The sequence below is a fragment of the Actinoplanes sp. 13 genome, assembly GCF_056134165.1.
This window is the reverse complement of record NZ_JBVYOQ010000033.1, coordinates 1-15,819: the sequence shown is the minus strand read 5'-3', so window position 1 is coordinate 15,819 and position 15,819 is coordinate 1. Positions and strand designations below refer to the sequence as shown.

At 72.1% G+C, this 15,819-nt stretch carries 16 protein-coding genes and 1 pseudogene; 8 read left to right on the top strand and 9 right to left on the bottom strand.

Annotated elements, in window-relative coordinates; genetic code table 11:
- Window positions 1-5: 5 nt before the first annotated feature.
- Window positions 6-311, top strand: a complete 306-nt coding sequence (locus AC0NH5_RS37105; protein ID WP_474412035.1) for an SHOCT domain-containing protein — start codon at window positions 6-8, stop codon at window positions 309-311.
- 68 nt (window positions 312-379) lie between these two features.
- On the opposite strand, the gene AC0NH5_RS37100 is transcribed toward AC0NH5_RS37105, so the two are convergent.
- The 3 genes from AC0NH5_RS37100 to AC0NH5_RS37090 are packed head-to-tail and all read right to left on the bottom strand — an operon-like array spanning window position 380 to window position 1,820.
- Entirely contained in the window at window positions 380-829 is a 450-nt protein-coding gene (locus tag AC0NH5_RS37100; RefSeq protein ID WP_474412033.1) for an RDD family protein, read from the bottom strand.
- Entirely contained in the window at window positions 826-1,335 is a 510-nt protein-coding gene (locus AC0NH5_RS37095) for a hypothetical protein (protein ID WP_474412031.1), read from the bottom strand. Before AC0NH5_RS37095 ends, AC0NH5_RS37100 begins: the two co-directional genes overlap by 4 nt.
- An 11-nt stretch (window positions 1,336-1,346) precedes the next feature.
- Entirely contained in the window at window positions 1,347-1,820 is a 474-nt protein-coding gene (locus tag AC0NH5_RS37090; protein ID WP_474412029.1) for a DUF6069 family protein, read from the bottom strand.
- 204 nt (window positions 1,821-2,024) lie between these two features.
- Between AC0NH5_RS37090 and AC0NH5_RS37085 the strand changes: the two genes are divergently transcribed.
- From AC0NH5_RS37085 to AC0NH5_RS37065, 5 genes are all read left to right on the top strand, one after another.
- Entirely contained in the window at window positions 2,025-3,287 is a 1,263-nt protein-coding gene (locus AC0NH5_RS37085) for a pyridoxal phosphate-dependent aminotransferase (protein WP_474412027.1), read from the top strand.
- Between the two features lie 82 nt (window positions 3,288-3,369).
- Window positions 3,370-4,545, top strand: coding sequence for a GAF domain-containing sensor histidine kinase (locus tag AC0NH5_RS37080; protein ID WP_474412025.1), 1,176 nt, complete (start codon window positions 3,370-3,372; stop codon window positions 4,543-4,545).
- Between the two features lie 29 nt (window positions 4,546-4,574).
- On the top strand, window positions 4,575-5,159 hold the full coding sequence (locus AC0NH5_RS37075) for a hypothetical protein (RefSeq protein ID WP_474412023.1): 585 nt from the start codon (window positions 4,575-4,577) through the stop codon (window positions 5,157-5,159).
- A gap of 348 nt (window positions 5,160-5,507) precedes the next feature.
- Window positions 5,508-6,674 carry a S8 family peptidase gene (locus AC0NH5_RS37070; protein ID WP_474412022.1) on the top strand — a complete coding sequence of 389 codons (1,167 nt, stop codon included), beginning with the start codon at window positions 5,508-5,510 and terminating at the stop codon, window positions 6,672-6,674.
- Window positions 6,675-6,821: 147 nt separating this feature from the next.
- Window positions 6,822-7,205, top strand: a complete 384-nt coding sequence (locus AC0NH5_RS37065) for a response regulator (protein WP_474412020.1) — start codon at window positions 6,822-6,824, stop codon at window positions 7,203-7,205.
- A 280-nt stretch (window positions 7,206-7,485) separates the two neighbouring features.
- On the opposite strand, the gene AC0NH5_RS37060 is transcribed toward AC0NH5_RS37065, so the two are convergent.
- From AC0NH5_RS37060 to AC0NH5_RS37045, 4 genes are read right to left on the bottom strand one after another with little or no spacing between them, the layout of a single operon-like run.
- Window positions 7,486-8,178 (bottom strand): ABC transporter ATP-binding protein, encoded by a 693-nt coding sequence (locus tag AC0NH5_RS37060; RefSeq protein WP_474412018.1) that lies wholly within the window; start codon window positions 8,176-8,178, stop codon window positions 7,486-7,488.
- The gene (locus AC0NH5_RS37055) at window positions 8,175-8,996 is read right to left on the bottom strand and encodes an ABC transporter permease (RefSeq protein ID WP_474412016.1); all 822 of its coding nucleotides are present in this window, start codon (window positions 8,994-8,996) and stop codon (window positions 8,175-8,177) included. The genes AC0NH5_RS37060 and AC0NH5_RS37055 overlap by 4 nt, the downstream gene beginning before the upstream one ends.
- Window positions 8,993-9,940 carry an aliphatic sulfonate ABC transporter substrate-binding protein gene (locus AC0NH5_RS37050; RefSeq protein ID WP_474412014.1) on the bottom strand — a complete coding sequence of 316 codons (948 nt, stop codon included), beginning with the start codon at window positions 9,938-9,940 and terminating at the stop codon, window positions 8,993-8,995. Before AC0NH5_RS37050 ends, AC0NH5_RS37055 begins: the two co-directional genes overlap by 4 nt.
- A gap of 45 nt (window positions 9,941-9,985) precedes the next feature.
- Window positions 9,986-10,546 carry a nucleoside/nucleotide kinase family protein gene (locus AC0NH5_RS37045; RefSeq protein WP_474412012.1) on the bottom strand — a complete coding sequence of 187 codons (561 nt, stop codon included), beginning with the start codon at window positions 10,544-10,546 and terminating at the stop codon, window positions 9,986-9,988.
- A 151-nt stretch (window positions 10,547-10,697) separates the two neighbouring features.
- Here AC0NH5_RS37045 and AC0NH5_RS37040 point away from each other — a divergent pair, with 151 nt between their 5' ends.
- Entirely contained in the window at window positions 10,698-11,663 is a 966-nt protein-coding gene (locus AC0NH5_RS37040; protein ID WP_474412010.1) for a glycosyltransferase family 2 protein, read from the top strand.
- Between the two features lie 129 nt (window positions 11,664-11,792).
- On the opposite strand, the gene AC0NH5_RS37035 is transcribed toward AC0NH5_RS37040, so the two are convergent.
- Window positions 11,793-12,998, bottom strand: coding sequence for a DUF1444 domain-containing protein (locus AC0NH5_RS37035; protein ID WP_474412008.1), 1,206 nt, complete (start codon window positions 12,996-12,998; stop codon window positions 11,793-11,795).
- Between the two features lie 29 nt (window positions 12,999-13,027).
- Window positions 13,028-15,001 carry an MDR family MFS transporter gene (locus tag AC0NH5_RS37030; RefSeq protein WP_474412006.1) on the bottom strand — a complete coding sequence of 658 codons (1,974 nt, stop codon included), beginning with the start codon at window positions 14,999-15,001 and terminating at the stop codon, window positions 13,028-13,030.
- Window positions 15,002-15,369: 368 nt separating this feature from the next.
- On the opposite strand from AC0NH5_RS37030, the pseudogene AC0NH5_RS37025 reads away from it, so the two are divergent.
- Window positions 15,370-15,819 (top strand): annotated as a pseudogene (locus tag AC0NH5_RS37025) (hypothetical protein); the annotation flags it as partial.

The following is a 15,819-nucleotide window of genomic DNA, read 5'->3' as shown; positions in this document are numbered from 1 at the left end:
TCGCGATGCCCGGTCTTCTGAGAGGGATGGCCCGCACCGCGGTGGTCGCCGGAACAGCGACCGCGGTCTCCAACCGGGTGTCCCGGCGGCAGGCCGGCCGATGGTCCCGGCAGGCCGACGAGGAATACGCCCAGCAGCAACAGCAGGCTCCGCAGCAGCAGTACGCCGCGCCGCCACCGCCGGCCGCGCCGGCGCCCGACCCGATGGCGGCGAAGCTCGAACAGCTGAAGCAGCTCGGTGAGCTGAAGCAGCAGGGTGTGCTGACCGACACCGAGTTCGAGCAGCAGAAGGCCCGGATCCTGGGCGGTTGAGAGTGGGCGGTTGAGAGTGAGCGGTCGCGCCGGTCATCCATGCGGTGACCGGCGCGACTGCCGTCCGGTCACCGTTGCGGCGCCGGCGTCACCTCACCCACGGCGGGCGCGACCCGGATCACCGCGGTCCGCGCCACCTTGTCGTGCAGGGCCTGATGGCGGCGGTCGACGAGCAGCCAGAGCGCGCCGATCGGGAAGTACGCCAGCAGCAGGCCCCGGATCAGGGCGGCGAGCCAGCGCACCGGGCGGCCGCCGGCCGTCGTCACCCGCAGGCCGAGCACCGCCATCCCCGGCGTACGGCCGGCGAGCACCCAGAACAGCGCGCAGTAGAGCGCCATCACCGCCGGCAGGCAGATCAGATAGGTGGAGAACAGGAACCGGGCGATCTCTTGGGCCCCGGTGCCGGCCACGGAGGCCACCAGCCCGAGCACGGTGACCGAGGCGCCGGCCAGCACGGCGACGGTCAGCGCGTCGAGGAAGTACGCCAGGGCGCGGCTGATCAGCCCGGCGGAGATCACGGCGGTCCGGCGGCACCGCCCCGCCGGGTCATCCGCAGAGTGATCCGGTCCACCGCCGCGTCACCGGCTGCCGCACCGGACCGGACCCGCCCGACGACCTCGCCGACCATGGTGTCGCGCTGTCCCCGGACCAGCACCCGGATCCGCTCCGGCTCACTCTCCAGCGAGGCCAGCACCCGGTCCGCCTGAATCTCGACGATGCGGTTGACGACGGGCGAAGTGGCTATCGCGGTGATCGCGGCGTCCAGCCGGCGTGCGGCACGGGTCTGTCCCTTGACCCGTTCCGCCGCGCCCCGCTCGGTCAGCTCGGCCAGCCTCCTGCGGAGGACAGCGGCTCTCTCCTGCAGGACAGCGGCTCTCTCCCGAAGGACGGGGGCGGAGGCCTGGGCGTCCGCGGCGTCACGCGCGGTCCGGAGCCGGGTCAGCACCACGGCGGCGCTCTCGCCGGCCCACACCGCGGCACCCAGAGCCAGGTCGCCGAGGTCCAACAGTCCCGGTCTGCTCATCATGCGCTCCCTCAGTACGGACGCGGGGTCGGCCGCCGCAGCGGGACGGCGATCGTCGAGGTCCGGGCGACACCGGCCACCAGGGATCCGATGGCGACGCCCAGCACGAAGTTCAGGCCCGCCGTGTACATCCGGGCGCCCAGGCTCGCGTCGGTGACGAACGGCGCCAGCATCGCCACGACGGTGCTCAGCCCCACCACCCAGCCGAAGAAGCGCATCGGCCGGGGTGTAGTGATGATCAGCACGTGCGCCAGCCCGGTGGCGGCGAGCGCCGCGCCGGCCGCGCCGAGGGCGTACCAGCCGGTGGAGGCGTCGCCCCAGGTGCCTTGGCCCTTCGGCGCCAGCACGTCGATGTCGAACAGGCCGCGGCCGAGCAGGATGCCGGCGATCGCGATGAGCGCCGCCACAGCGGCCGTCGCGGTGCCGCCGGCCCAAAGTTTGCCGGCGTTGATCGCCGGTCGCGGGGTGGGGTCCATACCGGTCATGCCGTCCTCCGCAGGGTCGGGAAGCTACCGCCTGCAGCCTCTCCGCACCGGCTGCGCACCACCTCATCCGGTGCGGATGAGGTCCGGATTTCAGACGCGCCTCCCGGCCGGCCGGGAGGGTGCGGCACGCTCCACGCTGAACGAATCCCGGCCCGGGGCCGTACCCGACAGCGGCAACGTCAGGCGAGGGTTCGGGAGGACACCGTGGCACGGACCGGAATCGACACGTCGATCCTGCACAAGGGCTCACACAGCGCGTCCTACTTCGACGTGGCACGGGCCGCCGGCGAGGGATCGGAGATCGTCGACTTCTGCATCCCGTGCAACCCGTACTTCCCCACCCCGGAGATGTTCGACGAGCTGACCGCCGACCTCAGGAACATCCTCAAGTACTACCCGAGCGACTCATCCACGATCACCAAGAAGCTGGCGAGCGTGCTGGGCCTGCACCCGCAGACGGTGGCGATGGCCAACGGCTCCACCGAACTGATCACCTGGATCGACCACCTGCTGGTCAAGGAGAGCCTGGCCATCCCGATCCCGACGTTCGGCCGGTGGACCGACCAGCCGCTGGAGACCGGCAAGCGGGTGGACATGTTCCCGCTCCAGGAGCGCGACGGCTTCCGGCTCGACCTGGAGGAGTACGTGCAGTTCATCCGCGAGCGCAAGTCCCGGGTCGCGGTGGTCTGCAACGTCAACAACCCGGACGGCAACTATCTGCCGCGGCGTGACGTCATCCGGTTCATGGACGCGCTCGGTGACCTGGACCTGGTGGTCATCGACGAGTCCTTCATCGACTTCTCGGACGCCGAGCGCTATCCCTCGGTCGGCCCGGACGCGGTGATCCGCCCCAACGCGGTGGTCCTGAAGAGCCTCGGCAAGAACTTCGGCCTGCACGGCATCCGGTTCGGTTACATGCTGGCCAACCCGGCGATCGCCGGCCGGATCGCCAAGATGCTGCCGAAGTGGAACCTCAACTCGCTCGCCGAGAAGGTCGTCCACATGATCCAGGACCACGAGATGGAGTACGAGGAGTCGCTGCGCCTGCTCAGCCGGGACCGCCGGTCGATGGCCCGCGAGCTGAGCCGCGTCCCCGGGCTCACCGTGTTCCCGTCGCAGGGCAACTTCTTCCTGGTCAAGCTCCCCACCGAGTGGTCCGGCGTGGCGCTGCGCGACTACCTGGTCGCCAACCACGGGATCATGACCCGGGAGTGCGGCAACAAGCTCGGCATGACCAGCCAGTTCATGCGGCTCGTGGTGCGGCCCTCCGCCGACGTGGACCGGCTGGTGGACGGGATGATGGACTACGGGCAGCGCTTCCACGGCCGGTCCGTCTACGACGCCGACCCGGTCGAGTCGGCCGGCCGCCGCTGGGCCGAGTCGTACGACGAGCAGCCGGACAATCTGATCCCGTACCCGGGGCAGCGCGGCACCGAGTACACCGCCCGCCGCGCCGCCGTCGGCTGAGCCGGGCGCCGGGGGCCGGCAGCGGCGCCAGGCAGGTGACCGGTTCCGCTCAGCTGTGATGAGAGCGGGTCGATGGACAGACGTGGAGGAAAAGGAGGAGGCGCGACTCGCTGCGCTGCGCTCGTACCAGGTCCTGGACCGCCCGCGCACGCGAGTGCTGGACGATGTCACCCGGCTGGCGGCGAGCATGTTCGACACGCCGATGGCCGCCGTCTCCCTGGTCGACCGGGACCGGCAGTGGTTCGCCGGCAGCGTCGGGCTGGCCGAGAAGCAGACCGCTCTCGACGTGTCCTTCTGCGCCCGGGTCGTGCCGCTCGGCGAGCCGCTGATCGTCCCGGACGCCACCCTCGACCCCCGGTTCGCCCGATATCCGAACGTGACCGGGGAGCCGCACATCCGCTTCTACGCGGGTGCTCCGATCGTCGACGAGCAGGGTTACACGCTCGGCGCCATGTGCGTGATCGACGACCGGCCGCACGAGATCGGCCCCGGGCAGGTGGCCGACCTGGTCACGTTCGCCGGGCAGGCCGCCGGCCACCTGGCCGCGCTCCGCAACCGGCTGCGCGTCGCCGACCTGGACGACCGGCTGGCCCGATCCGCCGAGCGCGAGGACGGCCTGGTCGCGAGCATCACCCACGAGCTGCGCACCCCGGTCGCCGCCATCCAGGGCTATCTGGAGCTGCTCGGCGACCAGGACGAGCTGGCGCCGTACCGCGACCTGATCGCGCCGATCCACCGCAACGGGCAGCGGCTGGTGGACATGGTCGACCACATCCTCGCCGGCACCCGGCCGCCGGAGGCGCCGCTGCCCCCGCCGGTCGCGATGGTGGACCTGGCCACCGTAGTCGCCGCCGCGGTCACCGCCTGCCGCCCGCTGATCGCCCTGCGGCCGGTGCCGGTCGCCGTGCACGCGGACCAGCCGGTGATGGTCCGCGCCGACCTGACCCGGCTGGCGTACGCGATCGCGCAGGTGCTGCGCAACGCGCTGCTCTACACCTCCCAGGACCGTCCGGTGACGGTCCGTATCACCGGGCCACGGCCCACCGTCGAAGTGGCCGACGCCGGCATCGGCATTCCCGGCGACGAGCTGCCGCACGTCTTCGAGCGCTTCCACCGCGGCCGGCACGCCCGCGAGCAGGCGGTGCCGGGGGTGGGCCTGGGACTCACCATCGCCCGCAACATCGTCGGCGCGCACCACGGCACGCTGACCCTGACGAGCTCGCCGGACGGCACCACCGCCCGGATCCTGCTGCCCTAGGCCGGCGTGTGCGACGCTACGGTGAGGAGATGGACGACGCCGGTGCGATGCGAGTCGACGACATCGTCGCGGTCATCGTCCGGCGGCTCACCGCGCAGCACCGCGTCGTCCCGGAATACATCGTCCGGGACGCCGTCGAGGCCGCCCTGCGCCGCCGCTTCCCCGGCCTGCCGACGGCCACGCTGGTGGTGCCCGCCGAGGCCGCCGACGAGCTGATCACCGGTTTCTGCGCGGGCGCCGTCAAGACCGAGGACGACGCGGCCACCATGCCCGCCGTGCTCAGCGGCGACGAGACCGGCCGGCTGATCACCGCGCTGGGCCTCGCCGTGCACGTGGCCGCCTTCAACCTCGACCGGGACCGGCTGCACGTCGCGCAGGTCCTCAACGGGGCCGCGGCGGCGCTGGTGGCGCTCGGCTCGGCGGCCCGCGCCGCGCACGCCGACGGTACCTCGGCGGTCCTGCTCTCCCCCGCCACGCTGCGCACGGTCAACACCGTGATGGCGGGCGTCCTGCAGGGCCTGGCCGACCGCGGCTGGCACGCCGAGCACCTCGACCAGGACGCCACCACCACGCTGTTCGGCGCCGTCCTGACGATGCTCGGCGCAGTGCCCTGACCAGCGGACCGCCTTAGCGGGGTGGTCCCGGCCGGGATCAGGTCGAGCGCGTGATCGATCAGCTCCCAGCCGCCGCAGCGGGCGGCTGCCCTGCTCGCCGGCCCACAGACCGGGCAGCCAGCGGCTCATCGCCACCGCGAGGACCAGCGCGGCGAGCACCGCCTCGGGTCGCAGGGAATGCCTTTACCACCCAGTTCGGCACGAGCGGCGATTCCCTGAACATCAGCCGCAGGCGTGCCGTTGATATAGCCATTTCGATATAGCCACGTCAGTCGCCTCCCCACCTACGCTCTTGGCAGGACTGAGCGACGAGCATCAATTCGTCGGCAGGCGTGAGAGAGGAAGAACATGGCGATTCGACGACACGGCCGCATCCTGGCCGCCGGTCTGTTCGCTCTGGCCACCGCGGTGGTCGCGACCGGCACCCCGGCCGCGGCGGCACCGGCGATGGGCGAGATCCGCCTGGCCGGCAGCGCCGACGCGATCCCCGGCAGCTACATCGTGGTCCTCAAGTCCGGCGCCCAGCAGGCGAAGCTCAGCAAGGCCTACGGCGCGTCGGTCAAGCGCAGCTTCGGCAAGGCGCTGAACGGCTTCGAGGCCGCCATGTCGGAGACCCAGGCGAAGCGTCTGGCGGCCAACTCCGAGGTCGCGTACGTCGAGCAGAACCAGGAGATCCAGCTCGCCGCCACGCAGAACAACGCGACCTGGGGCCTGGACCGGATCGACCAGCGGAACCGGCCGCTGAGCACCACCTACACGTACCCGACCACCGCGTCGAACGTCACCGCCTACATCATCGACACCGGTATCCGCTACACGCACAGCCAGTTCGGCGGCCGGGCCACCCCCGGCTACGACGCGGTCGGCACCGGCGCGGTGGACTGCAACGGCCACGGCACCCACGTGGCGGGCACCGTCGGCGGCTCCACCCACGGCGTGGCCAAGGCTGTCCGCCTGGTCGGCGTCCGGGTGCTGAGCTGCACCGGCAGCGGCAGCACCGCCGGTGTCATCGCCGGCGTCAACTGGGTCACCCAGAACGCGGTCAAGCCGGCGGTCGCCAACATGAGCCTCGGCGGCGGCGTCAGCACCGCCCTGGACAACGCGGTGGCCAACTCGATCGCCTCCGGCGTGACGTACGCGGTCGCGGCCGGCAACTCGAACACCAACGCCAGCAGTTCCTCGCCGGCCCGCCTCGCCGCCGCCATCACGGTCGGCTCCACCACCAGCACGGATGCCCGGTCCAGCTTCTCCAACTACGGCACCGTGCTCGACATCTTCGCGCCGGGCTCGTCGATCACCTCGGCCTGGTACACCAGCAACACCGCGACCAACACCATCAGCGGCACCTCGATGGCCGCACCGCACGTGGCCGGCGCGGCCGCCCTGGTGCTGGCCCGCAGCCCGGGCCTCACCCCGGCCCAGGTCCGCGACAACCTGGTCAACAACGCCACCACCGGTGTGGTGACCAGCCCGGGCAGCGGCTCGCCGAACCGCCTGCTCTTCGTGACGCAGTAGGACAATCGTTGAGACGGGGGCCCGCGATCGCGGGCCCCCGTTTTGCAACCGGGCTTTACCTGGCGCGGCCACGGCACGCGCCGATTGCTCCGGTCACTCAGGCGACGCCCCCGGGCACCGCCGACCGCTCGAGGGATCGGAGCCACCATGACGGCCGTCTCGCAGCCCACCGTGCTGATCGTGGACGACGACGAGAGCGTGCGCGACCTGGTCAGCTTCAAGCTCGAGACGGCCGGCTACCGGACCGTGACGGCGGCCGACGGCTGCACCGGGCTCTCGCTGGTCGGCCGGGTGCGTCCCGACCTGGTGGTGCTGGACATCGCGATGCCGGGCCTGGACGGGTTGAGCGTCTGCTACCGGATGCACGCCGACCCGGCCACCGCCGAGATCCCGGTGATCATGCTGAGCGGCTGCGCCACCGAGACCGACATCGATCTCGCCTTCGTCTCCGGCGCGGAGGAGTACCTGCCGAAGCCGCTGAATCCCGCGGGCCTGGTCCGCCGGGTCCGCCGGCTCCTACCCCACCGGTGACCTGTGACGGCGGTCACCGCGCGCGGGATCGCCGGTTCCCCGGACGGCTTCGCGGTACCGTCCGAAAATGGCCGCCGACGACTCCGGCACCGTCATCGCCGCCCGGCTGGGCGGCGAGAACATCGAGGTACGCACGGTGCAGCGCGCCGGCGGCAGCGGCTGGTACGTGCACGACCGCCGCGACGGGTCCCGCTACCTGGGTGGCGCCGTCGTCGCCGACCTCTCCGGCGATCATCTGACCGCCGTGCTGCAAGCGCTGGGCCGGCAACTCGATCAAGCGCTAAGCCGGCAGCGGTACGCCGAGCAGGTTCAGCAGCCGGCGCCGCAGCTCGCCGAAGCCTGGGGCGTCCGGTGCGCGCGGGTGGTCCAGGGTCACCGGCAGGTCGGCGGTGATGCGGCCGCCGTCCAGCACCAGCGCCCGGTCCGCGAGCAGCAGTGCCTCGTCGACGTCGTGTGTCACCAGCAGCGCCGCGAAGCCGTGCCGGGCCCGCAGCCGGCCGAACAGTTCCTGCATGCGCAGCCGGGTGAGCGCGTCCAGCGCCCCGAACGGCTCGTCCAGCAGCAGCACCTCCGGCTCCCTGGCCAGCGCCCGGGCGAAGGCCACCCGCTGCGCCTGCCCGCCGGAGAGCTCGGCCGGCCAGGCCCGTTCCCGGTCGCCGAGACCGACCTCGGCGAGCGCCGCCCGGCACCGGGCCGGCTCGCCCGGCACACCCAGCGCGACGTTGTCGAGGACGCGCTTCCACGGCAGCAGGCGGTGTTCCTGGAAGACCACCCCGTACCGGCTCGGCACCGTGACCGAGCCGGTCGCCTCCGGGTCCAGGCCGGCCAGGATCCGCAGGAGCGTGCTCTTGCCCGAGCCGCTGCCGCCGAGCAGCGCGACCACCTCGCCGGCGCCGATGGTGAGGTCGACGCCGTCGAGCACCGGGGTCGGGCCGAACGATCTGCGCACTCCGCTGACGGTCACCGCGCTCATGCCGCCACCAGCCCGCGCCGCCAGCCGAGTGCCCGGCGTTCCGCCACGCGCAGCAGCACGTCGGAGACGAGGCCGAGGATCGCGTAGACGAACAGGCCGAGCACCACCACATCGGTCTGGCTGAACTCGCGGGCCTCCATCATCAGGAAGCCGATGCCGCTCTGGGTGTTGGTCTGCTCGCCGACGACCAGGCTGAGCCAGGCCGCGCCGATCGACAGCCGCAGGCCGAGGAAGAGCGCCGGCAGCGCGCCCGGGATCACCACGTGCCGCAGCCGGGCCCAGCTGCCCAGCCCGCAGGTCCGTGCCGCCTCGACCAGCCGCTCGTCGATGTCCCGGATCCCGGCGTAGGTGTTGAAGTAGAGCGGGAAGAACGACCCCAGCGCCACCAGCGTGATCTTCATCGACTCGCCGATGCCGACCCAGATGATCAGCAGTGGGACGAGCGCGAGGTGCGGCAGCATCCGGGCCATCTGCACCGGCGGGTCGACGATGTCGTCACCGAGCCGCAGCAGGCCGGCGACCGAGCCGAGCACGAGGGCGAGGAGGCCGCCGATCAGCAGCCCGAGCGCGGCCCGGCTGAGCGAGGAGAGCAGGTGCTCGCCCAGCGTGCCGTCGGCGGTCAGCCGCCAGCCGGTCCCCAGCACCGTGCTCGGCGCCGGCAGCTTTTCCGCGGAGATCACTCCGGCCCGTGCGCCGGCCTCCCAGACGATCAGGATCGCCAGCGGGCTGACCGCCCGCTGCCAGCGCACCCGCCGGCGCCGCGGTGGCGTCGCGACTGCCGGGGCCAGGTCGGCCTCCGGGGCGGCGACCAGGGTCACGGCGCCACCGGCCCGGTGAACTGCGGGTCGATCAGCGACGCCGCGTCGATCTTGCCGGGGATCAGCCCGAGCGCGCTGAACCCGTCCGCGATGGTCTGCAGCTCGGTCCCGATCTCCGGCGTCAGCGGCGCCATCGGCTGCGCGGCCCGGGCCAGCGCCCGTTTCGTCGTCGCCTCGTCGATCTTCAGTTCCGGCGCGAGCACCGCCGCCCGCTCGTCCGGATGCTCGATCCCCCAGGTGGTGGTCTTCTCGTAGGTGGTCAGGAACTCCTTGATCTGGCCGGCTTTCGCCCCGGCCGCGTCCTTGCCGGCAAGGATGTATTCCCGGTTGTTGGCCACGCCGGTCGCGTCGGCGAGGATCTGCACGCCCGGCTGTTCGGCGAGCGCGAAATACGGGTCCCAGATGATCCACGCGTCGACCTGGTCGTTGTCGAAGGCCGGCCGGCCCTCGGCGGGCTTCAGATATTTCACGGTGACGTCGTCGAGCGTCATCCGATGGGCCTCGAGGAGCTTGACCAGCAGCCAGTGCACGTTGGAGCCCTTGTTCAGCGCGATCGTCCGGCCGCGCAGGTCAGCGAAGGTCTTGAAGCCCCGCGCCGACTTGACCAGCACCGCTTCGCTCTTCGGCGAGGGCGCGCTGGTCGCGGCGATGACGAACGGCGTCCGCGCCGCGGCGGCGAAGATCGGCGGCGCCTCGCCGGTCTGCCCGATGTCGATGGCGCCGGCCTTGAGCGCCTCGGTCAGCGCCGGCCCGCTCTCGAACAGCGACCACTCGACGCCGGGCGCGTCCCCGCGCGCCTTGACCAGGCTCAGGCCGCCGAACCGCTGGTAGCCGACGCGGAGCGGGCCGGGGCCGGAGCCGGCGGTGTCGTCGTCGCCGCAGCCGGTGAGGAGGCCGGCCGCGGCCAGGGTGAGGGCAGCGAGAACCGCGAGGGAGCGACGCATGCCCATGACTCTATCTAACCGATAGGAGATATCGATAGAGTGGAGTTAGTTCCGGATCACCAGACCGGCGGCCGCGCGGACCTCCTCGGCCGCGTAGAACGCGTCCTCCTGCCGCGCCCACCGTGCCCAGTGCGGGGCATAGGTGGCGCCGTCCCGGGCCAGGGCACGCCGCTTGCGCAACGCGGTGGGGCTCTCCAACCAGACCACCCCGCTGAGGTACGACCGGAGCACCCGCCCCCCAGCTCCGACTCCCTCGACGACCAGCCAGTCCGCGTCCGGCACCCGATGCTCCTCGGCGTACTCCCCCGCCGCCCAGTCCCACCGCCGCCACACCGCCGGACGGCCCGCCGCCAGCGGCACGAGCACCCTCTCCCGCAGCGCCGCCACGCCGTCGGCCAGCCCGTCCCACCCGGCATAGAAGTCGTCCATGTGCAGAACCGGCGCGCCGAGCCGCTCCGCCACCGCCGCCGCCAGACTCGTCTTGCCCGAGCCGGAGCGGCCCTCGACGGCCAGCACCCGTCGCCTCCCGGCCGCCGCGGGCAGCCCGGCGGCCCAGGCGACGACCCGGACGGCGGCCTCCACCGGCCAATCAGCGTTCGCACCCACCCGCGCAACCTATCCCGGGTGATCCGTACGGCGCGGATTCGCGGCACCGGCTCCGGCCCACAGGCTCACCACAGGAAACTCGGCAAGGCTCCTGGTCAGCGGCACTTCTGCCGATCTCTGCACCATCGTCACGACCGCCCCGGGAGCACCGTTGGAGCCGTCCAGTTCCGCCGTCAGCATCGTCATTCCCACGCACAGCGCGAAGCGGTGGGACTCCCTCGTCCGGACGATCGCGTCGGCACACGGGCAGACCCGCCGCGCCGCCGAGATCGTGATCGTCGTCGACCACAACCCGGCGATGGCGGCCCGGGCCCGGCAGACGTTCCGCGGCGTCACAGTGCTGGAGAACGCGTACGCCAGGGGCGCCTCGGGCACCCGCAACACCGGCGCGTTCCACACCCGTACGCCGTTCATCGCCTTCCTCGACGACGACACCGTGGCCAGCCCCACCTGGCTCGCCGGCCAGCTGGCGCCGTTCGCCGACCCGGCCGTGGTCGGCACCGGCGGCGGCATCCTCCCGGCCTGGTCGCGCACCCGGCCGGCGTGGATGCCGGACGAGCTGCTGTGGGCGGTCGGCGTCTCCTACTCCGGGATGCCCACCAGCACCGCCCCGATCCGCAACGTCTGGTCGGCCAACATGATCGTGCGGCGGGACGCGTTCCTGGCGGTCGGCGGTTTCCGCACCGGCTTCGGCAAGCTGGGCGACCAGAACCGCCCCGAGGACACCGAGCTGTGCCTGCGGATGAGCGCGGCCGGCGGCGGCCACTGGGTGTACGTCCCGGACGCCACCATCGACCACGAGGTGCCCGCCGACCGGTCGACGTTCGGCTTCCTGATGCGCCGCTGCTATGCCGAGGGCCGCGGCAAGGTGCAGATGGCCGGCCTGCTGCCGAAGAACCGGCAGCTCGGCGCGGAGAAGGACTACCTGCGGCGCACCCTTCCCCGGGCCGTCGCGCGCAACCTCGCCGAGGCCGGCACCGGGCGCGGCCTGTTCCACGCCCTGCGCGCCGCCACGGTGGTCGCGGCCGTGGCAGCCGCCGCCTTCGGTGGCGGCGTCGAAACCCTCGCCGCCGTCTTCGAGCCCGGAACCACAACTTTCAACGACCCCACCGTGTGAACTTCAGGCGCGATACGCACCCCAACTTCACACACTCACCACCGCGCCGAGAGCGCACCCGGCACGCCGAGAACTTGCGTGTGAACTTCGGGTGCGAATCGCACCCCAACTTCACACACTTGGAGTGGGTCAGAGGGCGTGGGGGCGGAGCTCTGCGAGGACCTCCGGCGGCGGCCAGTCGTCCACGCGGTATCGCGCCGGCGCCAGGATCGGCTCGGGGCGCAGGCCGGTGTGCTCCTCGACGACGCGCCAGGGCACCCGCAGCTCGACACCACCGCCCGGCCGGGCGAAGGCGATCGTGTCGGCACGCGGCAGCAGCGTGCTCGCGCCCTGGACCCAGGTGGCGATGGTCTCGGCCGGGCCACCGTCCGGCGGCTCGACCGCGATGAGCCGGCCGACGTGCACGCCGACCTCGGCCTTCGCGTACTGCTCGGCGAGCCAATCGGTCTGGTTGGAGTACTCGGTGAGGGCCAGGACCGCCTCGGCGCGCCGGGCGGCGATGTAGTCCTGATGGCCGGGCGGCGGCGCGTACGGCACCGCCCGGCCGGTCGCGGAAGCCACGTACCCGACCGGTGACAGGTACCGCACCGCCTCCTGGAAGTTCTTCTCGACCAGGGCATAGAGCTGGTCGGCGCCCTCGTCCGGGAGCGGCGCGATCAGCAGGGTGTTGTTGTCCGGGGCGAAGGCGAGCACCGGGGCGCCCATCCGCTCACCCACTTCACCGAGCCAGCCGGGGGTGAGCAGCAGCGACGTGAAATACCCGTCGCCGTCGTCGATCATCCGGAGCACGCTGGGCCCACCCGGCCACGGCTGCTCCAGCGAGCGGCGGGCGATCCGGGCCAGGTTGTCGCGCGCGGCGGCGAAGACCTCGTCGGCGGACACCCCCCACTCGTCGAGGCGGTCCGGGATGACGTAAGCCATCGCCTCCGGGGTGTCGATCACCACGAGCTCGCGCAGGAACGGCATGGCCGGGCGGGACAGCGGCGGGCGCAACCCGACCGGGCCGGCGACGCCGAACGTCACCGGGCGCACGACGGGACGCAACTTCGCGCGTACGGTCTCCCAGGTGTCCTCGGGCGGTGGGGTGGCCATCAGCCGGACCAGTTTGGCCAGCCGGTCGCGGCGTTCCGCCGGGGTGGCGTCCGCGGTCTCGCGGTAGACGTTGGACAGGTAGAGGTGGGCCGGGCCGGCGCCGCCGGCCCGATGGATCGCGATGGCGAACGCCTCCGGCTCGTAGTCCGCCCGTTCCACCCCCGGGGTGCCGCGCGCGACCCGGAGGGCGAGCTGGGCGAACCGGCGCTGCGGTGAGCCGACGAACCTGTCCAGCAATCCCATTCGAGGACAGTATCGGAATGTCCGGATCTTCAAAGACGGTGCTCGTCGACCAACCGGGTCGCGATCTTCTCCAGCGCCTGGTCGAGGAGCGCCCGGTCGCCCGGATCGGCCATCGTGATGTCGTCGAGGTGCGCGTCGAGCCAGCCGCGCCAGGCCTCCCGCACCCGGTCGAACTGTTCCTCGCCGGCCTCGGTGAGCAGCACCGTGTCACCCTCCAACCGGGCATATCCGGCCTGGCAGAGCTCGGTGAACGCGGGTCGCAGCACGTCCGCCGGCATCCGGTGCCGGTCGGCGATCTCGGGCAGCTCGGCCCGGCCGAGGGCGGTGGCGTGCAGGTGCGTCTGTCCCATCGCCCACGCCTGCGCCGGGCTCAGCCGGGTGCCGGAGCCGGCCAGCAACCGGTCGAGCTGCACCCGTTCGCGGCTCATGGTGTCGCTGATCTGTCTCTCCAGCTGGCTCACCCGGTCGTCCGGCGCGGGCGGCGAGAAACCCTCGCCGACGTCGGCGGCGTGCACCCGGGCGCTGTCCCGCAGCGGCAGCTCCTTGAGGAACCAGGCGATCACGAAGCCGAGCACGGCGACCGGGACCACCCAGATGAAGACGTAGTCGATGGCGTCCGCGTACGCCGCGACGATCGGCGCCGCGAGGGCCGGGTCGAGAGCGTTCAGGGCGGCCGGGTCCTGCGCGGTCAGCGGCGGCACGCCGGTGACAGCGAGCGCGCCGGACAGCTCCGACTCCAGGCGGCTGCTGTAGAGGCTGCCGAAGACCGCGGTGCCGAACGAGCTGCCGAGGGTACGGAAGAACGTCACCCCTGAAGTCGCCGTACCGAGGTCGGCGTAGGGAACCGTGTTCTGCACGACGATCGTGAGGGTCTGCATGGAGAAGCCGATCCCGGCGCCGAGCACGAACATGTAGAACGACTCCGCCGCGGTGCCGGTGTTCGCGTTCATGGTCGACATCAGGTACAACCCGATCGACATCACGGCGCCGCCGGCGATCGGATACACCCGGTATCGGCCGGTGCGGCTGACCAGGTTGCCGGAGAGGATCGAGGTGGCGAACAGACCGACCACCATCGGCAGGATCCGTACGCCCGACGCGGTGGCGGAGACGCCGTCGACGTACTGGAGATACGTCGGCAGGAACGTCATCGCGCCGAGCATCGCGAACCCGACGATGAAGCTGAGTGTCGAGCACACGGTGAAGACGGAGTTGCGGAACAGCCGCATCGGCAGCATCGGCTCCTCGGCCCGCAGCTCCACCGCGACGAAACCGGCGAAGAGCGCGACCGCCGCGGCGAACAGGCCGAGGATGACCGGCGAGCTCCAGGGGTACTCCTTGCCGCCCCACTCCAGCGCCAGGATCATGCTGGTCGCACCGGCCGCGACCAGCGCGATGCCGGCGTAGTCGATCACCGGCCGGCCGCCCGCCCGGATCGACGGGAGGGCTCGGGCCGCCACCACGATCACCAGCGCGGCCACCGGCAGGTTGATGTAGAACGCCCAGCGCCAGGTCAGATGGTCGGTGAGCAGGCCGCCCAGGGTGGGCCCGACGACCGTGGTGATGCCGAAGACCGCCCCGAGCGCGCCCTGATAGCGGCCCCGGTCGCGGAGCGGGATGACGTCGGCGATCAGCGCCATCGCGGTGACCATGAGGCCGCCACCGCCGACACCCTGGATCGCCCGGGCGATCACCAGCATCAGCATGTCCTGGGCCACCCCGCACAGCGCCGAGCCGGCCACGAAGATCACCGCGCTGACCTGGAAGACCACCTTGCGGCCGAACAGGTCGCCGAACTTGCCGGCCAGCACCGTGGCGACCGTGTCGGCGAGCAGGTACGACGTCACCACCCAGGACATGTGCCCGCCGCCGCCGAGGTCCGCCACGATCGTGGGCAGCGCGGCCATCACGATCGTCTGGTCCAGGGCGGCGAGCAGCATCCCGAGCATGATCGCGGTGAAGACGACATTCGTCTGTCGCCGGCTCAGCGCGGCGGTCCCCATGATCCCGAGTCTCCAGCCGAACCGGGCGCCGGGGACGCCATTCGCCGAAAGTGGCCGCACTTCGCCGCGCCCGCCGGACGCCGTGGCTCACATCTCCGCGCCGCCCACGTATCGGCGGCCGCTCACGTATCCGCCGCGCTCACCGCCGATTTCGGGCGGAGGCCGCGCCTTGTCGGGGTGCTCACTTCAGGGACCGTACGGCCCACCCGGGCCAGACGGGGCGACGCCGCCCAGCGGCCCGCATACCTCTATCCCTCCGGGGCCAACCCGGTGTCCCTTCGCGCCCGATTCCCTCGAACGGGGAGTGGCGTCCACACCGCCCGTGCTCAGCTGAATGGGACATAGCCACCTGAAGAGAAAGGTATGACATGCGCAAGGCGACACGGGGCATGACCATCGCGGGTCTCGGGCTACTGGCCGGAGCCGCTCTCGGGGCCGGCCCGGCACAGGCCGCACCGGGCAACCCGCCCCCGAATGGTCAGGGCAGCGCGGCCGGCTCCTCCGACACCAGCCAGGCCTGCGAGGCCATGAGCGGGCTCGGCGCCGGCCTCGGGCTGTGGCACCAGGACTGCCAGGTCCGGCTGGACGGCCTCCATCGGGTCTTCATCCTCTACGCCGAGTTCGACACCGGCCGGCCGGGCGGGCCGGGCGCTGGTCAGGGCGGGCCGGGCTTCCCGTGGACGCCGCCCGCGCCGTCCACGCCCGACGCAGGCCAGACGCCCGACGCAGGCCAGACGCCCAACGCAGGCCAGACGCCCAACGCAGGCCAGACGCCCAACGCAGGCCAGACGCCCAACGCAGGCCAGACGCCCAACGCA

What these genes read in the sequence shown, in the direction of transcription:
- AC0NH5_RS37105 (WP_474412035.1), top strand. Translation starts at nt 6, where the DNA reads ATGCCCGGTCTTCTGAGAGGGATGGCCCGCACCGCGGTGGTCGCCGGA.
- AC0NH5_RS37095 (WP_474412031.1), bottom strand. Translation starts at nt 1,335, where the DNA reads ATGAGCAGACCGGGACTGTTGGACCTCGGCGACCTGGCTCTGGGTGCC.
- AC0NH5_RS37090 (WP_474412029.1), bottom strand. Translation starts at nt 1,820, where the DNA reads ATGACCGGTATGGACCCCACCCCGCGACCGGCGATCAACGCCGGCAAA.
- AC0NH5_RS37075 (WP_474412023.1), top strand. Translation starts at nt 4,575, where the DNA reads ATGGACGACGCCGGTGCGATGCGAGTCGACGACATCGTCGCGGTCATC.
- AC0NH5_RS37070 (WP_474412022.1), top strand. Translation starts at nt 5,508, where the DNA reads ATGGCGATTCGACGACACGGCCGCATCCTGGCCGCCGGTCTGTTCGCT.
- AC0NH5_RS37065 (WP_474412020.1), top strand. Translation starts at nt 6,822, where the DNA reads ATGACGGCCGTCTCGCAGCCCACCGTGCTGATCGTGGACGACGACGAG.
- AC0NH5_RS37060 (WP_474412018.1), bottom strand. Translation starts at nt 8,178, where the DNA reads ATGAGCGCGGTGACCGTCAGCGGAGTGCGCAGATCGTTCGGCCCGACC.
- AC0NH5_RS37050 (WP_474412014.1), bottom strand. Translation starts at nt 9,940, where the DNA reads ATGCGTCGCTCCCTCGCGGTTCTCGCTGCCCTCACCCTGGCCGCGGCC.
- AC0NH5_RS37035 (WP_474412008.1), bottom strand. Translation starts at nt 12,998, where the DNA reads ATGGGATTGCTGGACAGGTTCGTCGGCTCACCGCAGCGCCGGTTCGCC.
- AC0NH5_RS37030 (WP_474412006.1), bottom strand. Translation starts at nt 15,001, where the DNA reads ATGGGGACCGCCGCGCTGAGCCGGCGACAGACGAATGTCGTCTTCACC.